This is a genomic window from Stenotrophomonas sp. GD03654 (genome assembly GCF_029845105.1).
In the GTDB taxonomy this organism is placed as follows: Bacteria; Pseudomonadota; Gammaproteobacteria; order Xanthomonadales; family Xanthomonadaceae; genus Stenotrophomonas; species Stenotrophomonas africana.
This window is the reverse complement of the sequence record NZ_JAOCLC010000015.1, coordinates 15,239-35,154: the sequence shown is the minus strand read 5'-3', so window position 1 is coordinate 35,154 and position 19,916 is coordinate 15,239. Positions and strand designations below refer to the sequence as shown.

General features: G+C 67.5%; 20 protein-coding genes. 12 read left to right on the top strand and 8 right to left on the bottom strand.

Annotated elements, in window-relative coordinates; all coding sequences use genetic code 11:
• Position 1: 1 nt before the first annotated feature.
• Genes N5J73_RS08240 through mmsB form a run of 4 tightly spaced genes read left to right on the top strand, consistent with a single transcriptional unit; the run spans position 2 to position 4,021 of the window.
• On the top strand, positions 2–1,168 hold the full coding sequence (locus tag N5J73_RS08240) for an acyl-CoA dehydrogenase family protein (protein ID WP_049448188.1): 1,167 nt from the start codon (positions 2–4) through the stop codon (positions 1,166–1,168).
• Complete coding sequence (locus tag N5J73_RS08235; protein ID WP_049448190.1) at positions 1,165–1,962, top strand: enoyl-CoA hydratase; 798 nt, start codon at positions 1,165–1,167, stop codon at positions 1,960–1,962. The genes N5J73_RS08240 and N5J73_RS08235 overlap by 4 nt, the downstream gene beginning before the upstream one ends.
• Positions 1,959–3,134 carry an enoyl-CoA hydratase/isomerase family protein gene (locus tag N5J73_RS08230; protein WP_049448192.1) on the top strand — a complete coding sequence of 392 codons (1,176 nt, stop codon included), beginning with the start codon at positions 1,959–1,961 and terminating at the stop codon, positions 3,132–3,134. The genes N5J73_RS08235 and N5J73_RS08230 overlap by 4 nt, the downstream gene beginning before the upstream one ends.
• On the top strand, positions 3,131–4,021 hold the full coding sequence (mmsB, locus tag N5J73_RS08225) for a 3-hydroxyisobutyrate dehydrogenase (RefSeq protein WP_049448195.1): 891 nt from the start codon (positions 3,131–3,133) through the stop codon (positions 4,019–4,021). The genes N5J73_RS08230 and mmsB overlap by 4 nt, the downstream gene beginning before the upstream one ends.
• Before the next feature lie 228 nt (positions 4,022–4,249).
• Here mmsB and N5J73_RS08220 read toward each other — a convergent pair whose 3' ends face one another.
• The 6 genes from N5J73_RS08220 to N5J73_RS08195 form a co-directional block, all read right to left on the bottom strand.
• Positions 4,250–4,675: an organic hydroperoxide resistance protein gene (locus N5J73_RS08220; protein ID WP_004153735.1), complete on the bottom strand. Its 426-nt coding sequence runs from the start codon at positions 4,673–4,675 to the stop codon at positions 4,250–4,252.
• Positions 4,676–4,786: 111 nt separating this feature from the next.
• A complete protein-coding gene (locus tag N5J73_RS08215; protein WP_049448197.1) occupies positions 4,787–5,767 on the bottom strand; it encodes a cation transporter in 981 nt (326 codons plus the stop codon).
• Positions 5,768–6,052: 285 nt separating this feature from the next.
• Entirely contained in the window at positions 6,053–6,346 is a 294-nt protein-coding gene (locus N5J73_RS08210) for an addiction module antidote protein (protein WP_049448199.1), read from the bottom strand.
• A 38-nt stretch (positions 6,347–6,384) separates the two neighbouring features.
• Positions 6,385–6,675: a type II toxin-antitoxin system RelE/ParE family toxin gene (locus tag N5J73_RS08205; RefSeq protein WP_049431373.1), complete on the bottom strand. Its 291-nt coding sequence runs from the start codon at positions 6,673–6,675 to the stop codon at positions 6,385–6,387.
• A 145-nt stretch (positions 6,676–6,820) separates the two neighbouring features.
• Positions 6,821–8,602: a peptidoglycan-binding protein gene (locus tag N5J73_RS08200; protein ID WP_049448200.1), complete on the bottom strand. Its 1,782-nt coding sequence runs from the start codon at positions 8,600–8,602 to the stop codon at positions 6,821–6,823.
• Positions 8,603–8,644: 42 nt separating this feature from the next.
• The gene (locus N5J73_RS08195; RefSeq protein ID WP_226053678.1) at positions 8,645–9,049 is read right to left on the bottom strand and encodes a lysozyme inhibitor LprI family protein; all 405 of its coding nucleotides are present in this window, start codon (positions 9,047–9,049) and stop codon (positions 8,645–8,647) included.
• A gap of 265 nt (positions 9,050–9,314) precedes the next feature.
• Between N5J73_RS08195 and N5J73_RS08190 the strand changes: the two genes are divergently transcribed.
• The 6 genes from N5J73_RS08190 (at position 9,315) to N5J73_RS08165 (ending at position 16,942) form a co-directional block, all read left to right on the top strand.
• Complete coding sequence (locus tag N5J73_RS08190; protein WP_157804554.1) at positions 9,315–10,178, top strand: lysozyme inhibitor LprI family protein; 864 nt, start codon at positions 9,315–9,317, stop codon at positions 10,176–10,178.
• 49 nt (positions 10,179–10,227) lie between these two features.
• Entirely contained in the window at positions 10,228–13,017 is a 2,790-nt protein-coding gene (locus tag N5J73_RS08185) for a peptidoglycan-binding protein (RefSeq protein WP_164078538.1), read from the top strand.
• A gap of 98 nt (positions 13,018–13,115) precedes the next feature.
• Positions 13,116–14,147 (top strand): tRNA dihydrouridine(20/20a) synthase DusA, encoded by a 1,032-nt coding sequence (gene dusA / locus N5J73_RS08180; protein WP_049448205.1) that lies wholly within the window; start codon positions 13,116–13,118, stop codon positions 14,145–14,147.
• 213 nt (positions 14,148–14,360) lie between these two features.
• Positions 14,361–14,735 carry a hypothetical protein gene (locus N5J73_RS08175; protein WP_049448207.1) on the top strand — a complete coding sequence of 125 codons (375 nt, stop codon included), beginning with the start codon at positions 14,361–14,363 and terminating at the stop codon, positions 14,733–14,735.
• A 73-nt stretch (positions 14,736–14,808) separates the two neighbouring features.
• On the top strand, positions 14,809–15,492 hold the full coding sequence (locus N5J73_RS08170; RefSeq protein WP_004136763.1) for a response regulator transcription factor: 684 nt from the start codon (positions 14,809–14,811) through the stop codon (positions 15,490–15,492).
• A gap of 25 nt (positions 15,493–15,517) precedes the next feature.
• Positions 15,518–16,942 (top strand): sensor histidine kinase, encoded by a 1,425-nt coding sequence (locus N5J73_RS08165; protein ID WP_049448209.1) that lies wholly within the window; start codon positions 15,518–15,520, stop codon positions 16,940–16,942.
• 84 nt (positions 16,943–17,026) lie between these two features.
• Here N5J73_RS08165 and N5J73_RS08160 read toward each other — a convergent pair whose 3' ends face one another.
• Both N5J73_RS08160 and N5J73_RS08155 read right to left on the bottom strand, forming a co-directional pair.
• A complete protein-coding gene (locus N5J73_RS08160) occupies positions 17,027–17,773 on the bottom strand; it encodes a M90 family metallopeptidase (RefSeq protein WP_049448211.1) in 747 nt (248 codons plus the stop codon).
• A gap of 8 nt (positions 17,774–17,781) precedes the next feature.
• The gene (locus N5J73_RS08155) at positions 17,782–18,066 is read right to left on the bottom strand and encodes a hypothetical protein (protein ID WP_014035646.1); all 285 of its coding nucleotides are present in this window, start codon (positions 18,064–18,066) and stop codon (positions 17,782–17,784) included.
• Between the two features lie 144 nt (positions 18,067–18,210).
• Here N5J73_RS08155 and birA point away from each other — a divergent pair, with 144 nt between their 5' ends.
• Positions 18,211–19,179 carry a bifunctional biotin--[acetyl-CoA-carboxylase] ligase/biotin operon repressor BirA gene (birA, locus tag N5J73_RS08150; RefSeq protein ID WP_049448214.1) on the top strand — a complete coding sequence of 323 codons (969 nt, stop codon included), beginning with the start codon at positions 18,211–18,213 and terminating at the stop codon, positions 19,177–19,179.
• On the top strand, positions 19,176–19,907 hold the full coding sequence (locus tag N5J73_RS08145; RefSeq protein ID WP_049448216.1) for a type III pantothenate kinase: 732 nt from the start codon (positions 19,176–19,178) through the stop codon (positions 19,905–19,907). The genes birA and N5J73_RS08145 overlap by 4 nt, the downstream gene beginning before the upstream one ends.
• Positions 19,908–19,916 lie beyond the last annotated feature (9 nt).

Sequence of the window (19,916 nt, the reverse complement as noted above, 5' to 3'; positions counted from 1 at the left end):
CATGAGCCACTCGATGACGACGGAACTGGAAGAAGCACAGCAGGCGTACCGCGAGGCGGCGCGCGACTTCGCACAGGCCGAACTGGCGCCGCACGCCGCGCGATGGGATGCGGAGGGCATCTTTCCGCGCGAGGCGATCGCCAAGGCCGGTGAACTGGGCTTCTGCGGTCTGTACATGGACCCGGAGGTGGGCGGCAGCGGTCTGAGCCGACTGGACGCCGCCGTCGTCATCGAGGAGCTCGCCAACGTCGATCCGTCGACCGCGGCCTACATCAGCATTCACAACATGGCCTCGTGGATGGTGTCCAAGTGGGGCCAGCCGGCGTTGCGCGATGCGTGGGGCACCGATCTGTCCTCGGGCAACAAGCTGGCCTCGTACTGCCTGACCGAACCGGGTGCCGGTTCCGACGCGGCGTCGCTGAAGACCACGGCCGTGCGCGATGGCGACTTCTATGTGCTGAACGGTTCCAAGGCCTTCATCTCCGGCGCCGGTGCCACCGAGCTGCTGGTGGTGATGGCGCGTACCGGCGGTGCCGGTGCCGGCGGTGTCAGCGCGATTGCGGTGCCGTCGGACCTGCCGGGCATCAGCTTCGGCCGCAAGGAAGAAAAGATGGGCTGGAACAGCCAGCCCACCCGCGGCATCACCTTCGAGAACGTCCGCGTGCCGGTCAGCCACCTTCTGGGAGAGGAAGGCGGCGGCTTCAAGCTGGCGATGAAGGGGCTCGATGGCGGCCGCATCAACATCGCCGCCTGCTCGCTGGGCGCCGCGCAGGGTGCGCTGGATGCCGCGCGCCGCTACATGGGCGAGCGCCGCCAGTTCGGCAAGGCGTTGGCCGAATTCCAGGCGCTGCAGTTCAAGCTGGCCGACATGGTCACCCAGCTGGTCGCCGCACGGCAGATGGTGCACACCGCCGCGCGCAAGCTCGATGCCGGTGCCAGCGACGCCAACGTGTGGTGCGCGATGGCCAAGCGCTTCGCCACTGATGCCGGTTTCAACGTCTGCAACGAGGCGCTGCAGATCCACGGTGGCTACGGCTACATCCGCGAATACCCGATCGAGCGCCTGCTGCGTGACTGCCGCGTGCATCAGATCCTGGAAGGCACCAACGAGATCATGCGGGTGATCGTTGCCCGTCACCTGCTCAACACCGAAGAGGAACTGCGATGAAGGATTGGCGTACCCAGGAGCACGTGGGCCTGAAGCTGGAGGTCGATGGCCACACCGCCGTGGTCACCCTGAACAACCCGCCGGCGCACACCTGGACCGTGCACAGTCTGTCGGCGCTGCGCGACCTGGTCGGCGCGCTCAATGCAGACCGCGACATCTACGCGCTGGTGATCACCGGTGACGGCGAGAAGTTCTTCTCCGCCGGTGCCGACCTCAACCAGTTCGCCTCCGGTGACAAGGCCGCTGCACGTGAAGCCGCGCGCCGTTTCGGTGAAGCCTTCGAAGCGCTGTCCGGTTTCCGTGGTGTGTCGATCGCCGCGATCAACGGCTACGCCATGGGCGGTGGCCTGGAATGTGCACTGGCCTGCGACCTGCGCATCATCGAAGACCACGCCCAGGTCGCGCTGCCGGAGGCCACCGTCGGCCTGTTGCCGTGCGCCGGTGGCACCCAGAACCTGCCGCGCCTGGTCGGCGAGGGCTGGGCCAAGCGCATGATCCTGCTGGGCGAGCGCATCAATGCCGAGACCGCACTGCGCATTGGCCTGGCCGAAGAAAAGGTCGGCAAGGGCGAATCCAAGGCACTGGCCCTGGAATGGGCGAAGAAGGCCGGCAAGCAGAGCCCGACCAGCATCGCCGCCTGCAAGACCCTGGTGCAGTCCACCCGCACCGGCACCCACGCCTCGGCGCTGGTGGCCGAGCGCGAAGCCTTCGTCGACCTGTTCGATACCGCTGATCAGGTCGAGGGCGTGACCGCCTTCCTGGAAAAGCGCGCCGCGCAGTGGAAGAACGCATGAGTATCGACACCGCTGCCGACGACGCACCGGTGTTGTTCGAAGAGCGCGTGGCCAACAACGGCACGCGCATCGGCATCGCCACGCTCAACGCGCCGCGCACGCTCAATGGTTTCTCGCTGCCGATGGCGCACCTGTTGCTGAAGCAGCTGAATGCCTGGGCCGATGACGACGGCATCGCCATGGTGGTGCTGCAGGGTGCCGGTGAGAAGGCGTTCTGCGCCGGCGGCGACCTGCACAGCCTGTACAAGAGCATGGTTGCCTTCCGCGAGGTCGGCCGCAGCGACATCCGCGAGAACGACTACGCCGCCGAGTTCTTCGACGTCGAGTACCGCGTCGATTACCTCATCCACACCTACGCCAAGCCGATCCTGTGCTGGGGCCATGGCATCGTGATGGGCGGTGGCATCGGCCTGATGTCCGGCGCCAGCCACCGCGTGGTCAGCGAGCGCTCCAAGCTGGCCTTCCCGGAAATCACTGTTGGCCTGTTCCCCGATGTCGGTGGCAGCTGGCTCCTGCCGCGCGTGCCGGGCAAGGGCGGCCTGTTCCTGGCCCTGACCGGCGCACTGCTCAATCCAGGCGATGCCATCTACGCCGGCTTGGCCGATGTGCACGTGGCTGAAGAACGCCGCAGCGCGGTGTTCGATGCGTTGCTGCAGGTGGCCTGGTCCAGTGATGCCGCACACAACCACGAACGCCTGACGCATCTGCTGCAGTCGCATGCCGGTGATGCTGCGACCGGTCCGCTGCTGGCCAATGCAGCGCAGGTCGAGGCGCTGTGCGAAGGCGATGATCTGCAGACCATCGTGGCGCGCATTGCCGGTCTGCAGACCGACGATGCCTGGTTGCAGGCGGCACGGAAGACCCTCGCCGCCGGTGCACCGGGTTCGGCACGGCTGTCGTACGAGCTGCAGCGCCGCAGTGCCGGCCAGGACCTGGCCGCGATCTATCGCCTGGAATACATCGTCGCCCTGCATTGCGCCGCCCACGGTGATTTCGCCGAAGGCATCCGCGCGCTGCTGATCGACAAGGACCGCAATCCGCAGTGGAACCCGGCCACCCTGGCCGAGGCCACCGCCGCGTGGGCCGACACCTTCTTCGCTTCCCCCTGGGCCGATGCCGCACACCCGCTGGCCGACCTGGGCACTCCCCTTGTTGAAAGGAGCCTTGCATGAGCCGCATTGCATTCATCGGGTTGGGCAACATGGGTGGCCCGATGGCCGCCAATCTGGTCAAGAACGGCCATACCGTGCGCGTGTTCGATCTTGTCCCGGCCGCGGTGCAGGCCGCCGTCGATGCCGGCGCGAGCGCAGCCGCATCGGCGCGCGAAACCCTGGTCGACGCCGAAGTGGTGATCTCGATGCTGCCGGCCAGCCGCCACGTCGAAGGCGTGTACCTGGGCGAGGACGGCATTCTTGCCGCGATTCCGGCCGGCGCACTGGTCATCGACTGCAGCACGATCGCGCCGGCCAGCGCCCGCAAGGTTTCGGAAGCCGCGGCCGCGCGTGGCCTGCAGATGATCGACGCGCCGGTATCGGGCGGTACCGCCGGTGCCCAGGCCGGCACCCTGACCTTCATCGTCGGTGGCGAAGAGGACGCGCTGGAACGCGCGCGCCCGGTGCTGCAGGCGATGGGCAAGAACATCTTCCACGTGGGCGCCAGCGGCGCCGGCCAGGTCGCCAAGCTGTGCAACAACATGGCGCTGGGCGTGATCATGGCGGTGACCGGTGAAGCCATCGCACTCGGCGTGGCGCACGGCTTGGACCCGAAGGTGCTGTCGCAGATGATGGCGGTCAGCACCGGCCGCAGCTGGGCCACCGAAGTGTGCAACCCGTGGCCGGGTGTGCTGGAAAACGCCCCGGCCTCGCGCGGCTACAGCGGCGGCTTCGGCAGCGATCTGATGCTGAAGGACATGGGCCTGGCGGTGGAAGCGGCGATGAGCGTCGGCGCCTCGATCCCGCTGGGCGAAGTGGCCCGCAACCTGTACTCGATGAACCACCAGGCCGGCCGCGGCAAGCTGGATTTCTCCAGCGTCGTGCAGCTCATCACGAGCGAGAAATAAGGCTTGGGTAGGTAGAGCCGAGCCCATGCTCGGCTGCTTTTCCGCCGGATGTTCCAGCGCCGGACGGATCAGCCGAGCATGGGCTCGGCTCTACAGAAGCAAATGCGTCCCCGGCGCGCGCCGGGGCCCACCCGAGGTGGGATGGGCGGATGCCCGGTTTCGACCGGCATCCGCCCATTTTTTTGCCCTGCACGCGGGTAGTGCCGGCCGCTGGCCGGCATCACCGCATCAGGCAACGATCAGCGTCACGTCGATGTTGCCGCGGGTGGCATTCGAGTACGGGCACACGATGTGCGCCTTCTGCACCAGCTCTTCGACCTGCTCGCGCGGCACGCCCGGCACGTTGATGGTCAGCTCGGCCTCGATGCCGAAGCCGGTCGGGATCTGGCCGATGCCGACCTTGCCGGTCACGGTGGTGTCGGCCGGCAGCGCGACTTTGGCCTGGCCGGCCACGAACTTCAGCGCGCCCAGGAAGCAGGCCGAGTAGCCGGCTGCGAACAGCTGTTCCGGGTTGGTGCCCGGGCCGCCGGCGCCGCCCAGCTCGCGCGGGGTCGACAGCTGGATGTCCAGCACGTTGTCGGAGGAGACGGAACGGCCTTCACGGCCGCCGGTGGAGGTGGCCTGGGCGGTGTACAGAACCTTTTCGATGGACATCGGGATGCTCCTGGTCGGTGGGTGGGTGTTTCGTTGGAGCCTACTTTGCCCGGTTTCCGCGTACGTTGGGTTGCAAGGCGTACGAAAAACTTGATCGATCGTCCTGCGGGCCTAGATCGTCCACTCGCGGTCGGTGGTGAACATGATGGTCAGCCAGCGGTCCGGCGAGGCCTCGCCCAGCGCATCGCCGATCTCGTCGCGCAGCTGGTCCCATTCCACCAGCGGCCGCGGCGGGTCGTCCTCGCGGACCACGAAGAACAGCTCGATCTGCTCGCCACGGCCCACCTGAGCCACGTAGCTGCGGTGCTCGACGAAGCCATGCTTGGCCACGATCGCGCGTGCCACGGCATCCACGTGCGCCTGCAGCTCCGGCGGGGTGACCAGCAGGATGCCGGCCAGCGCCCGGCGCACGGTGCCGAGCGGGGCAATCATCACCAGCACGCAGACGAAGGCGAGGATGGCCGGGTCGATGTACGGCCCGACCCATGCCCACGAGGTGCCCTGTACCAGCACGCCGCCGAGGAAGGCGACCATGTAGCAGGCCGACATGCTGGCTGCGATCACCCAGTTCTTGGCATCCAGCGCGATGAATTCCGAGCCGATACGGCGGTTGGCGCGCAGCACGAACCAGCCCAGCGTGCTCTCGGCCACCAGTGACAGGCCGGCGAAGATGATCGCCGGGCCCAGCGCGATGTGGCGGCCACCGGACATCAGCGCATCCACCGCATTGACCAGCGCATACAGCGCCGCGCCGATCATCAGCGTGCCGCTCACGCCCAGCACGATCGGCTCCAGGTGCCAGAAGCCCATGGTGAAGCGCTGGTTGAGCCGCGACTGCAGCGCATCGGTCTGCGTGGACAGCGCGATCAACCGGGCCACCAGCAGCGACAGCCAGGTCATCACCACGTCGATCAGGCCGTAGATGCCATCGAAGATGATCAGCGAGGAATTGGCCAGCAGGCCAAACACCACCGCCGCAGCGGCCAGCAGCAGTGCGCCGGCGATCGACAGGCGCAGCACGCCCTGTTCGGTGGCGGGGTCGAAGAAATGCGGGTGGTCGGTGGCCATGGCCCGATTGTAGAGCGGCGCCATGCCTCGCTGCCTTCTGCTGTCCGGCATCGTCGCAGAACGTCGAGGACATCGCCGAGACGCCCAGCGAGCGTGACCGCGAATGCGTTGCCCAAGGCGTGGCCAACATGGTCATCGAATTTCTCGGCCGCATGCTGGATATGCAGCGCGACGATGCCGGTGACACGCAGGTCTACCGCGTGCGTGGGCAGGTGTTCTTTGCCTCGGCCGGCCATCAATCTGTACCTTCGGCGCCACGTGCTGGTAGTCGAAGTGCCGGGCAATGCCCGGCGGATGTAGCGGTCGCGGTCAGGCCTTACCGGCCTGCACGGTCAGATGCACCCCAAGCGCCGACAGCACACGTTGCACGGTATCGAAGCGTGGGTGTGCTCCGGGGCGCAGCGCCTTGTACAGGCTTTCGCGTCCCAGGCCGGAGACCTCGGCAACGCCGCCCATGCCGCGGGCGCGCGCCACTGTTCCGAGTGCCTCCTGGAAGTGGCCCGCGTCACCTGCTGCCAACGCCTCGCTTAGATAGGTGGCGATTGCGACGTCATCATCCAGATAGTCTGCGGGATCGAAGGGAATCGTCTTCAGCTTGCTCATGGGGAGAGTCCTGGGAACGGCGTGGAATCAAATGGTGGCTACAGCAGCTCCGCGAGCCTGACCGCTTTTTCGATATCGCGACGCTGGCTCGACTTGTCGCCACCGTGCAGGAGCACGACGATGGATCTCCCACGACGTGTGAAATACACGCGATATCCCGGCCCATGGTTGATTCGCAGTTCGCTTACGCCATGACCCACTGATCGGACATCTCCCTCGAGACCGCGGGCGACGCGCTGCAGGCGCTCCACGATCACGCCGCGGGCCCTGCTGTCGTTGAGTCCACGCAGCCATCGCGTGAATGTCTCTGTTGCCTGGAGAATCGCCATTCATCCATCGTATCCATAAGGATACATGGTTCAATCGGCATCCGCGACGCTCATCGACGCACCGTGCTCGACCCCACGGGTCTGCCTCAGGCCGACCAGTGGGGCGGGCGCGAATGACGACAGCAGGCCCATGGGCCTGCATTCCTCACGCCATCATGGCCCGCGGGCCGTGCTGCTGGGTCTGCTGGTCGATCTTCTGCTGCTCGCGCTGCTGATCGCTCACCTGCAACGCCCGCTCGCTGTTCTCCTGCACGCTCTGGCGCATCGCGTCAGCGGTAGATACCGGCGCGGTATTGCGGTTCAACGCGCTTTCGTCGTGCAGCGCATTGGCCTGCACCGCGCGCGCCATCGAGCCATCCTGGTTCAGCTCAACGCGATCAACCCGGTACAGGCCGGCACGCGCAGCTTCCACGGTGAGGGCAGCGGCCAGCTTCTCGCTGTGCTCGCCGGAGGGCAGGCCACGCGCTTCCTCGGCGAACTTCACCTGCACCAGGGTCTCGGTGTACAGCCAGTTCTGCGGGCTGCGCGGGTCGGACATCGGGTACACCGTCTCGCGCGCAGGCTCGGCCGCTGCCTGCTGTTCCGGGGTGTTGCCCTGTGCCTGCGCACGCTGCTGCACTTCATTGGCCAGCGCCTGGCGGGTTTCCGCATCGGCAATGCCGGTCGCAGGCAGGCCATGCTGCTGCTGGAAAGCGTTGATCGCATGGCGGCTGCCACCGCCCAGATAGCCATCGCTGCCGATGGCCTGGCCCTTGGCGTCGGTCAGCCCCAGCGCGGCCAGGTTGCCCTGGAGTTCGCGCGCGTCGCGGTCGATCGCGGCCAGCGTGGCTGGCCCGGCCTTGCCGTCCACCGGGTCCAGATTGTGCGCGCGCTGGAAGTCTTCCACCGCCTTGCGTGTGGTGGCATCGAAGCGCCGGTCCGGATTCAGTGTCTGCTGGCCGTCAGCACTGGCATAGCCCAGCGTGACCAGGTTGCTTTCCAGCTTCAGCACGTCACGGCCGCTGGACCCTTCCTTCAACGTCTGCGAACCGGCCTGCTGGCGCGGTGCGCCGATCTGGTCCAGCGCCACCTTGATGTCCGCATCGTTGTGCTCACCGGCGGGCGAGTAGTCGCGGCTGCTGACCTTGGCGTGGGCACGGTCCATCGCCTCTTTGTTGCTGGCGTAGGCGTCTTCGTAGCGCACGGCGATGTCGCCGGCCTTGGGCGCGTCGAAGTACTGGTACGTCTCGCGGATCTGCCCGGCCTTCGCGCGCAGCGCCTCGTAGTCACCGCCTTCTTCCAGCACCTTCTGCAGCTTGGGCAGTTGGCTGGGCAACTGGTTGGCGGTCTTGGCGATCAGGCTGATCGCTTCGAACCGGTTCTCCTCAGCGATGTTGCTGCCGTGCGTGTCCACCATCGTCATGCCGATCCGGGTGGCGTTGCGCACCTGCGGGTAGTCGATGTTGGCGTGGATCCACTGCTTGCCCTCGGCCGAACCGGCCCAGGCATTGATGCTGTCGCGCGTGTGGGTGTCGATGAACTGGATCGAGCTGCGCCCGCTGAGCCCATTGCCGTGGCTGAGCAGGTCGCGGCGCAGGTCGGCATGGTCCTGGGTGAAGGGCAGGTTGTGCGCCTTGGCGTAGGCGCTGGCCTGATCGATCACCGCGTCGACATAGGTCGTCTCGCCCGGCTTCAGGGCATGGCCGTCGATGGCACCCAGCGCCCATTCGCCACGCTGGCCGAAGTCGACCTGGATCGCGCCCAGGCTGTAACCGCTGTTCTGCGCGACCTTGTTCACCGTACCCCAGTGCGGTTCGGTCACGCCCTGGGTGATGCCGGCGATGGCCAGGTGGTAGGAGGCGGGGCCACCTTCGGTGCCTCGGCCGACGGCGAAATACACCGCGCCGGAGGTGGCGTCGAGATCGTGGGTATCGATGTTGGTTGGCATGTCTTACATCCTTGTTCAGTCAGAGGGTCCGCCCCTCCTGGTTCAGTCCAGCAGCTGGAGATACTTCTGCAGCTGGTCGGCACGCGCGCTCAGGCGCATCACATCGTTCAGCTCGCCCTGCAGGTTGCCCGGCTGCGAATCGTCGTACAGCGCGGTATCCAGTTCGCCATCGCGACTGCGCGACTGCAGCCACGCGCGCTGGGCATTGACCAGCTTGGTCTTCTTCGCGCCACTCAGCTTTGCCTGCAGCTGACGGTACGCCTGGTTCAGGCGCTGGTCCTGACGGGCGCTTTCCGAGGTCAGGCAGGCGGCCTGCTCGACAGCACCCTGCGCCTTGTCCCGGCAGGTGGTGAAGGTCGGGCTCAGCCCGCTGGCAGCCGGTGCTGCGGTTGCCGTGCCGACGGCCAGGGCGGCAATCGCCAGCGCGGCGGCGAGGGTCCTGCTCATGCGCTTGTGCTGCATCATCTGCTCCACACGTCCAATCCATTGCGAGCGCTGGACTATAGCGGCGTCACTATTTCGTCGTCGTCAACGATTCACGACAAATGTGACCGGTTGCCCTCTAGGCCGGACTTCAGCGGCGGCATCGGTGCAACATGAATCCAGTCAGGTACCGGGGCGGAAGGCTGCCTTAGGATGGCCCGCGTGATGGGGACCGATGGACGGCCCCGCTTGGGCCGGCACCCGCCGGCTGCACGCCAGGGAGACGCACGTGAGTGAAGCAATGGCACCCCGCAAGGGCAATGTAACGAAGCACGCTGGCCGCCGGCACTGGGTGGCGCTGGGTCTGTGTGCGGTACTGGCCGCCTGCCAGGCCCCTTCTTCCCCCGCATCGGCCGAATCCACCGCCGCTGCGTCAGCGCCGGCCGCGCTGGCGCCGGCAGGCGGCGCGCCCACCGGTTACCCCGACAGCTCCTACAGCGAAGGCCGCCTGCGGCCCGCTTACGGGTGGTGCGTGGATGGCGTGGAAGACGCAGGCAAGCTGCAGGCCTGCGGCGAGGATGAACTGGCCTACCAGCAGGCGCGCCTGCAGGAGGGCACCGCCAAGGCGGTGGCCGGACTCGACGCGGCTGCCACATCTGCATTCCGCGCCGGCGAGGCGGCCTGGCGCAGCGATACCGACCGTCATTGCGTCGCAGCGGCCGATGCCGGCGTGGATGCGCTGCAGAGGGCGCAGGAATGCCGCCTGTTCCGCGTTGCCAATCGTGCCGATGCGTTGCTGGTACAGAGCGCTCCTCCCGACACCTCCCATGCGAAGGCGCCGTTGCGCGATGAATACACCCGCTGCGTGCAGGACGCCCGCGGCATGGACGACCAGCTTGAAGCGTGCGACGCCGCCGAGTTTGCCTATCAGAAGCAGCAGCTGGAGGCGCAGGTAGCGCGTCTGATGGCGAGCCCGGACAGTCCGGCCAAGGACCGCTGGATGGACGAGCAGGCCAACTGGGTTGAAGACACCGACAAGCGCTGCGCGCCTGCCAGTGACCATGTGGGGGCGATGCTGGATGCACAGTCGTGCCGCATCAACCGGTACGCCAACCGCGCCATCGAACTGCAGGGGCGTGTGCTGGCCCGCTGAGCCAGCGCTGTCCGCGCCCGGTCACTCTCCAAGGACAAGGAACTGAGCCATGCCTACCCATATCGATACCCGCAATCTTGATGCCACCGCCGGTGCAGTGTTCTTTGCCGTCGGCCGTGGCACCGAAGGCGGTGGGTCGTCGTACCATCTTTCCATTGCCGGCATCACCAAGGGCCTGCATGAGCCGAAGTGGGGCACCGTCGGCGCGGTGGCCGAGAACAGCGGCTATTCGCTGGGCACCATCCAGGTCGACTTCGGCCAGCGCGGTACGTGGCCGCTGGGCGCGACAGAGCGCCGCACGCTGAAGCCGGGCGAGAAGACCTACGTCGATGCCGTGATCGACCAGGCCAGTGCCTATGCCAGCGCACACGGCTTGCCGTTCACCCACGATCGCGCCGATCTGCGTGCGGACCTGCTCAGCCATGGGGATGGACGGGAGAAACGGCCGTCCATCCGTTTCATCGATGCGCCCACCCGCGACAGCATCAATGCCTGGGCCGGCTCGCCGGAAGGCAAGCAGTGGATCCACACGCACATCGACTACCCGCAGGTTCGCAACGCCACGCACATTGCGATGAACATGCTGGAAAAGCATGGCAGCGGTATTGCCGAAGACAAGCGCTTCGAGGCCATCGCGTTGATTGCCAAGACGGCCAACCAGCTGCCAGGCCGGCTGGATGATCTGGAAGCTGTGCTCAAGCGCGGCGGTGATTACCAGGACCTGCGTGACCAGGCCGCCGCCATCCGCCACAGCAGGAAGTTCTATGCCGGGCTGACCGCTGCCGACGTCGCTGCCGGGTATGAAGACGCCTACGCCAGCAACAAAGAGGCGATGGACCGGGCGCATCTGAAGGTGGGGCGCCGCGATTTCGCACCTGCCACCGAAGGCAGTGACCCGGACATCCGGGTGGCGCTGCAACAGGCGCGAACGCATGGACACGGTGGCGGTGGTCCGCAGGTGCTGAAGGAAGGCTCCAGTGGCCGCGCGGTGGAAAAGCTGGAGCACAACCTGCACGCGCTGGGTTATGGCGGGACGGGGGCGCAGGCCATCCATCCCGACCGCCAGTTCGATGCCACCACCCGGCAGGCCGTCGAGGCCTTTCAGCGTGACCATGGCCTGACCCCGGTGGATGGCAAGGCCGGGCCGGCCACATTGAGCGCGATCGACCGCGAAGCACGCGCGCTGCAGGCTGACATGGCGGCACTGGGGCTGACCGATGCGCGGGGCAAGCTGATTACCCCCGACGGTTACCTGGGGGCGGGGAGCCAGCACGCCATCAATACCTTCCAGCAGCAGCACCATCTGCCGGCCACCGGCATGGCCGACGCATCCACGCGCCGCGCGATCGATGCCGAAGCCGCACAGCATCGCCCTGCAACGCCATCACCGGCTGCACCCGCTGCACCCGCTGCGCCCGCTGCGCCTGCTGCGCCTGCCGCACCCGCAGCGGCACCTGCGCCCGAGCGCCGCAGCGGACCTGCCGCCGCTGCACCCGGCGGCGAGCGCATCACGGTGGTGGAGCCCTACGGCAATGGCGGCAGCAACCGCACCCTGCGTCACGGCATCAGTGGTGAAGAGGCGTTCCGCGAACTGAAGATCCACCACCCCAACACCAACGCGGCCGCCGTGCGCGCGGGCGACGCCAGCAGGGTCGACCGTACCGCAGAAAAGGTCGAGGGCGAGCTGGAGGCGGTGCGCAGGCGCGAAGACCGCAACGGCATTCCGCTGGTGCAGAAGGACCTGATCCTGACCGATCGGTCAGGCGGGCGCAGCCTGATGGTTCCCAGTCCGGTGGCCGGCTACGTCAAGCTCAACGACGACGACACCAATTCCATCAGCATCTACAGCCATCCGGTCGGCGATGCGCGTCGCGAGCTGGTGGGCCAGGTGCTGCACGGCGCGCGCGGGTCCATTCCGTACAAGACCGGGGATTTCGTCGAGTACGGCGCACCTTTGGTGCGGCAGTCGGATGTTGGGTCGCCGGGCGCGATACACGCGCACATCGAAGTCGAGCCGGACCAGTATCGGCGCTATCTGGGGGACATTCTCAACGACCGCATCACTCTGGGCGGCAAGGTGCAGGCACAGGGCCCTGAAGCCGCGCAGGCCGCACGCGACGCGCAGCAGGCACCGATGGCCGATGGCATGCTGGTGAAGGGCGAGCGCGGTGACGAGGTCAAGGCCCTGCAGGGCAAGCTGGCGGCGCTGGGCTATACCGCCGCCGACGGCACCGCGCTGGGCACCGATGGCATCTTCGGCAAGGACACGCTGGCGGCGCTGAAGCAGTTCCAGGCCAACAACGGCCTGGACGATGACGGCAAGGCGGGCCGTCTCACCCTGGCCCGCCTGGCAGATCCGGCCGCGCTGAAGGCCGGTGCGCAGACCGCCGCCGTCCCGGCACACACCGAACCGGCCGCGCCGCCAGCACCTGCAGCACCGGCCAGCATGCGCGACCCCGGGCATGCCGAAAACCCGCGTTTCGCCCAGGCACTGGAGAAGCTGCAGGGGTTGGAACAGCAGCGCGTGCAGGCGGGGCTGTCCCCCTTGTTCGCCAACCCGCAGGAAGCCGAGCGTGCGGCCGGCCAGCTGGCCTACGAGAGCAAGGTGGCCGGCATGCGCCAGATCGACCATGTGGTGGCACGCCCGGATGGCACCGGCCTGTTCGCGGTGCAGGGCACGCCGGGTGATCCGGCGGCGCAGCGCATCTTCGTCGATCGCCAGCAGGCGGTCTCGCAGTCGGTCGAGGCCAGTACCCGGCAGAGCGCGGAACTGGAGACCCAGTTCAACGCGCAGGCGCAGGACGCGCAGCAGGAACAGGTGAAGGGGCGCGTGCAGTAGGGCGGGCCGCGGCGTTCCCCGCAGGGCGGGTGCACCGGCCCCCGGGGAGCGCCCGCCGCCATTCAGCCGGCCGGTGTAAACTATTGATCTCACTGGCAATGCCAGTCTCCACGATCAATACCCCGATGACGTCCGCCACCGCCCGTTACGCCGATTCCCTGCGCCTGTCCGTTGCCCCGATGATGGACTGGACGGATCGCCATTGCCGCGTGTTCCATCGCGTGCTGGCGCCGGGCGCACGCCTGTACACGGAAATGGTGCACGCCAATGCGGTCATCCATGGCGATCGCGAGCGCCTGCTCGGCTTCGATGCCAGCGAACAGCCGCTGGCGCTGCAGCTCGGTGGCAGCGATCCGGCGCTGCTGGCACAGGCCGCGCGCATCGCCGCCGAGTGGGGTTACGACGAGGTCAACCTCAACTGCGGCTGCCCGTCCGACCGCGTGCAGGCTGGCCGTTTCGGCGCCTGCCTGATGCGCGAGCCGGTGCTGGTGGCCGAGTGCGTGGCGGCCATGGTCGATGCGGTGGATATCCCGGTGACGGTGAAGTGCCGCCTGGGCGTGGACGAGGACAACGACTACGACGTGTTTGCCGCCTTCGTCGACCGCCAGGTTGTCGCCGGTGCGGCAATGGTGGTAGTGCACGCGCGCAACGCGTGGCTGAAGGGCCTTTCGCCGAAGGAGAACCGCGAGGTTCCGCCGCTGAAGTACGACTGGGCCTACCGCCTCAAGCAGGAGCGTCCGGCGCTGCCGGTGGTGATCAACGGTGGCCTGGCCAGCATCGAAGCGGTACAGGCGCAGGCTGCGCACGTCGATGGCGTGATGCTGGGCCGCGCGGCCTACCACGACCCCTACCTGCTGCATCAGCTGGAGGCGCTGCACACCGGCGCCCCGCTGCAGGCCCGTGGTGACCTGCTGCGCGCGCTGCGCCCCTACATCGAGGCGCGTCTGGGCGAAGGCCTGGCGCTGAAGCACATCACCCGCCACCTGCTCGGCCTGTTCCACGGCCAGCCCGGCGGCCGCGCATTCCGTCAGGTGCTGAGCGAGGGCGCACACCGCCCGGGCGCCGACTGGAGCCTGGTCGAACAGGCCCTGGCGGTCACCGAACGCGAAGCTGATCGCGCCGCAGCGTGACCGCAGTCACATTCCTGACTTGACAAGCAGCGGCGATTCGTCCCGAATGTTCACTTAGCTGAACAACCCGGACGTTGGACCGGAAAAGTTCAGACCGGATTCACTGCCCCAAACCAAGAATTTGCAAAGGATTTGTAAAACACCGGGCCCCGAACCCGGCACCCGGATTTACGACTTTTGAACGAATCGCCGTGCTCGGCTAGGATCGCATCGATGTCTTCCGCTCCCTTCCATTGCCGCATTGCCCTGGCCACCTGCGTGGTGCTGTCGGCTGTGCCGGTGTCATCGGCGCTGGCGCAACAGCCGCCGCGTGGCGATCAGGGGCGTGCAGAGATGATGGAGCGGGGCGAGCGCGGCAACCGCGGCGACGAACGTTCGCTGTCCGATGCCGTGCGCCGCGTGCAGCGCAGCACCGGTGGCCACATCCTCGGCGCCGAGCGCGTTCCGTTCGACGGTCGTGACATCAACCGGGTGAAGTACATGGACGATCGGGGCCGGGTCCGCTACATGGACGACCCCGCCCCGTCGCGTTCACAGCCGCGCACGCCGCGGTCGGATATGTCATCACTACGCGGCGATAACCCCTGAACAGGGATAGTCGCTGTTATCAACCCGTACCCCACAGGCCTCCGGGCCACACCCAGGACACTAGGGAGAGTTCATGCGTATCCTTCTGGTCGAAGACGAAGCCCCGCTGCGTGAGACCCTGGCAGCCCGGCTCAAGCGCGAAGGCTTTGCCGTCGATGCTGCGCAGGACGGCGAGGAAGGCCTCTACATGGGGCGCGAAGTCCCGTTCGATGTCGGCATCATCGACCTCGGCCTGCCCAAGATGTCGGGCATGGAGCTGATCAAGGCCCTGCGTGATGAAGGCAAGAAGTTCCCGGTGCTGATCCTGACCGCGCGTTCGAGCTGGCAGGACAAGGTCGAGGGCCTGAAGCAGGGCGCCGACGACTACCTGGTCAAGCCGTTCCACGTCGAAGAGCTGCTGGCCCGCGTCAACGCGCTGCTGCGCCGCGCCGCTGGCTGGAGCAAGCCGACGCTGGAATGCGGCCCGGTTGCCCTGGACCTGGCTGCGCAGACCGTCAGCGTCGCCGGCAGCAATGTCGACCTGACCAGCTACGAGTACAAGGTGCTGGAGTACCTGATGATGCATGCCGGTGAGCTGGTCTCCAAGGCCGACCTCACCGAGCACATCTACCAGCAGGACTTCGACCGCGACTCGAACGTGCTGGAGGTCTTCATCGGCCGCCTGCGCAAGAAGCTGGACCCGGATGGCGAGCTGAAGCCGATCGAGACCGTGCGCGGCCGCGGCTACCGTTTCGCGATCCCGCGCAACGAGGGCTGAGCCGGCTCACCCTGGCGATTACACGATGTCCGGCCGTCTGTGGTTCTTCCGACGCTGGCGGCCGCGCTCACTGCAGGCGCGCCAGATGTTCGCCGCGTCCGTGGGCCTGGTCGCGTTCCTGGCGCTGGCCGGTTACGCGCTCGACGCCGCCTTCGCCGATACGGCGAAGGCGAACCTGCGTGAGCGCCTGAAGAACTACGCCACCGCCTACGCGGCCGGCATCGACTTCACCCGCGACCGCTCGCTGTACATCCGCGAGCAGCCGCCGGATTCGCGCTTCGACGTGCCGGGCAGTGGCCTGTACCTGCAGGTAGTGATGCCGCACGGCAAGGGCAATTCGATGTCCGCCGAAGGCCCGATGCTGCCCACCGTCGGCGGCGGCCTGCTGGCACCGCGCCAGGAAGTGTTCGAAGGTCCGCTGCCGATGATCCAGATCGATGGCAGCCAGGGCTCGGTGTATCGCTATGGCCTGGGCCTGGTGTGGGATGCCGACGCCGATCCCGCCACCGAATTCCCGTACACCATCTATGTGATGGAAGACTCGCGCGCGCTGGGTGCGCAGCTGCGGGTGTTCCGCAGCCGGGTCTGGTTCTACCTGGGTGGCATCGGCCTGATCCTGCTGCTGCTGCAGACCGTCATCCTGCAGTGGAGCCTGCGGCCGCTGCGTCGCGTGATCACCGAGCTGACCAAGGTGCAGCGCGGCGAAACCGAGCGCATGAGCGAGCGCCACCCGCGCGAGCTGGAGCCGCTGACCGACAGCATCAACGCCTTCATTGAAAGCGAGCGCGAGAACCTCGAGCGCCAGCGCAATACCCTGGCCGACCTGGCGCACAGCCTGAAGACGCCCATCGCCGTGCTGCGCACGCAGATGGACAGCGGTGCCGGCGATGGCGCCCTGCGCGAGGAGCTGGACGTGCAGCTGCAGCGCATGAACAACCTGGTCTCCTACCAGCTGGCACGTGCTGCGTCGTCGGGCCACAAGCTGTTCTCCGCGCCGCTGCCGATCGAATCCAACGCCGAGGAGATCGTGCGCGGCCTGGAAAAGGTCTATGCCTCCAAGGGCGTGCTGTGCGAATTCGACATCGACCCGGCCGCGCGCTTCCACGGCGAACCGGGCGACCTGCAGGAACTGCTCGGCAACCTGCTGGAAAACGCCTTCAAGTGGGCCAACCGCCGCGTGTTGCTGACCGCGCAGCCGCTGCCGGCACCGAACGCGCGTCGTGCCGGCCTGCTGCTGGCGGTGGACGACGATGGCCCGGGCATTGCCCCGGACGACATCGGCAAGGTGCTGCAGCGTGGCGTGCGTGGCGACGAGCGCGTGCAGGGCCACGGCATCGGCCTGTCGATCGTGCAGGACCTGATCAAGGACTACCGCGGCGAACTGACCGTCGGCCGTTCCAGCGAACTGGGCGGGGCCCGCTTCGAAGTGCGTTTGCCGCCGGGGCCGTAGCCTTGTGTAGAGTCGAGCCATGCTCGACTGCTCCGTAAAAAGCAGCCGAGCATGGCTCGGCTCTACATAAGCTGCGGTAGTGAATCAGCCGATTATCGCCGGCGGCTCGCCATAGAACCGCCGCAGCTGCGCGGCCACTTCCGGCAACGCCTGCTGCAGCAGATCCGGCGCCGAGAAGTGATACTCGCTGGCCACCGCGAAGAACTCTTCCGGTGCTTCGGCCGCATACGGATCGATCAACGTTTCCTCGCCTGCGTCCACCTGTGCACAGAAGGCGTCGTAGGCGCGCTGGAAAATGCCCGCCCATTCGCGCTGCCATTCGCGCGGCAGTGGTGGCGTGCCGTCCATCGCACCATCCAGCGCATCCAGCTTGTGCACCATCTCGTGCACCGCCACGCAGTAGCCCTCGTGCGGCGTCGCCAGGTCGGCCTGCACATCGGCCCAGGACAGGATCAACGGACCGCTGTCCCACGACTCGCCAATCAGTTCGTCATCCCATTCGTGCAGTACGCCGGCTGCATCCATGTGGCTGCGGTGCACGCGGAACGCATCGGGGTAGACGATCAGCTGCGACCAGCCTTCCAGGCCCACTTCGCCGAACTCCAGCAGCGGCAGGCAGCACAGCGCCGCCAGCAGCACGCCATCGCCGGCCTGCAGCTGCAGCTCGCCGATCGGCGTGATGGTCTTCTCGTGCAGGAAGCGCGTGGCCAGCACGCGCAGGCGTGCGCGGCGTTCGTCGTCCAGACCGCGCAGCCAAGCCGCGCGGCGGCAGGCGTCTTCCCAAAGTGCATCGTCAATCGGCCGCGGCGCAGGCCGCAGCCACCGCAGCAACGACTTGATCAGCGGAACATTCCCGGCAGGTAGCTGTGCCACTTCGGCGCGCGGATGCGCTGCAGCACGTCGTCGTCGCTGCCGCCGCCGCCGGTGCTGGTGGCACTGCTGGCGGCCGGGCGAACCGCAGCCGGCTTGGTGGTGGCCGCCGAGGCGGTCGCGGTCGGTGCGCGCTGTGAGGCGGCATCACCGTTGGACGACACGCAGGCGCCGCGGCTGTCGTCCAGCGCTGCTGTCGCAGACGCCGCGAAGGGCATCATCAGCAGGATCAGGCAATGGGCATAACGGCGCATTGACGACATCCACGTTAAGGGAAGGTGAGTTCCCGATTCTAGCCCGAACTCGCCGCCCCGTTGGAAGCCCCTGCGGAACCCAGCGTGGCGGGCGTCGCTGGCGGCTTTCCCGCATAATTCCTTTCTGACTTCGTGGAAGCTGCCGTGGACGATCGCCAATTGCTGGCCAAACTCGCTGCCGGTCGCCTGTCCGGCGACGCCCTGGCCCGTGAGCTGGGTCAGACCCGGGCGGCCATTTGGAAGCGTATTCAAGGACTTAGGGCCGCTGGTGTGGACATCGAGGGCCGCGCCGGCGAGGGGTATGGCCTGACCCGCCCGGTCGATCTGCTGGACCCGGACGCGATCCGCGGCGGCCTGCCTGCCGACGTCCAGGCCCTGCTGCACGACCTGCAGGTGGCTTGGACGGTGGACTCGACCAACGCCGAATTGCTGCGTTGCAGCGCGCCCCAGCGCGGGGTCAGCGTCCTGCTGGCCGAGCGCCAGACCGGCGGCCGCGGCCGCCGCGGCCGTACGTGGGCGTCGCCGCTGGCCGCGCATATCTACCTGTCGGTGCTGCGCCTGTTCTCCGGTGGCCTCGGCCGCCTGGCCGGGCTGAGCCTGGTGGCCGGCATCGCCGTGGCCGAAGCGCTGCACGACCTGGGCTACACCCAGGCGCAGCTGAAGTGGCCGAATGACCTGATTGTCGATGGCAAGCGCAAGCTGGTCGGCCTGCTCGCAGAAGGCGGTGGCGAATACGCCGGCCCGGCGCGCGCGGTGATCGGCATCGGCATCAACACGCACATGCCGCCGTCTTTCGCCGAACAGATCACCCAGCCGTGGGTGGACCTGGACACGCTGGCCGGCAAACCGGTGGACCGCAACGTGGTGGTCGCCGCCGTGCTGACGCGCCTGCTGCCGGCGCTGGAAGAATTCGATCGCGAAGGCCTGGCGCCGTTCCTGCCGCGCTATGCCGCGTTCGACATGCTGGCCGGTCGCGAAGTACGGGTGGAACTGGAAGGGCAGTGGCAGCATGGCACCGCGCTCGGCCTGGCCGATGACGGCGCCTTGCGCGTGCGCATTGATGGCCAGGAACGCCTGCTGCACGCCGGCGAAGTCAGCGTGAGGGCGGCATGAGCGATTGGTTGTTCGACCTCGGCAACTCGCGCTTCAAGTTCGCGCCGTTGCAGGGTGATCGTGCCGGTGACGTGCAGGCTTGGGCGCATGGCGCCGAAGGCATGGCCGGGCAGCCGCCGCACAGCCTGCCCAGCGGCACCACCGCGTTCGTGGCCAGCGTGGCGGCACCGTCGCTGACCAGCGCCATGCTGGACCAGCTGCAGCGCCGCTTCGAAAACGTGCACGTGGTGCGTACCAGCGCCGAATGCGCCGGCGTCCGCATCGCCTATGCCAAGCCGGAAAAGTTCGGCGTCGACCGCTTCCTGGCCCTGCTGGCTGCCGCAAAGGCACAGCGCCCGGTGCTGGTGGTGGGCGTGGGTACCGCATTGACGATCGATCTGCTCGACGCCGACGGCCAGCACCACGGTGGCCGCATTTCAGCATCGCCCACCACCATGCGCGAAGCGTTGCACGCCCGTGCCGTGCAGCTGCCGGCCACGGGTGGTGACTACAGTGAGTTCGCCAACGACACCGCCGACGCGCTGGCCTCCGGCTGCGATGGTGCGGCCGTGGCGCTGATCGAATGCAGCGCGCAGCAGGCGCATGCGCTGCTCGGCGTGGCACCGTCGCTGCTGGTGCACGGTGGTGGCGCACCGGCGCTGATGCCGTTGCTGCCCGGCGCCGACTACCACCCTTCGCTGGTGCTGGATGGCCTCGCCCGCTGGGCGGTGCACCAGCCCGCAGGCTAGTATCCGCGC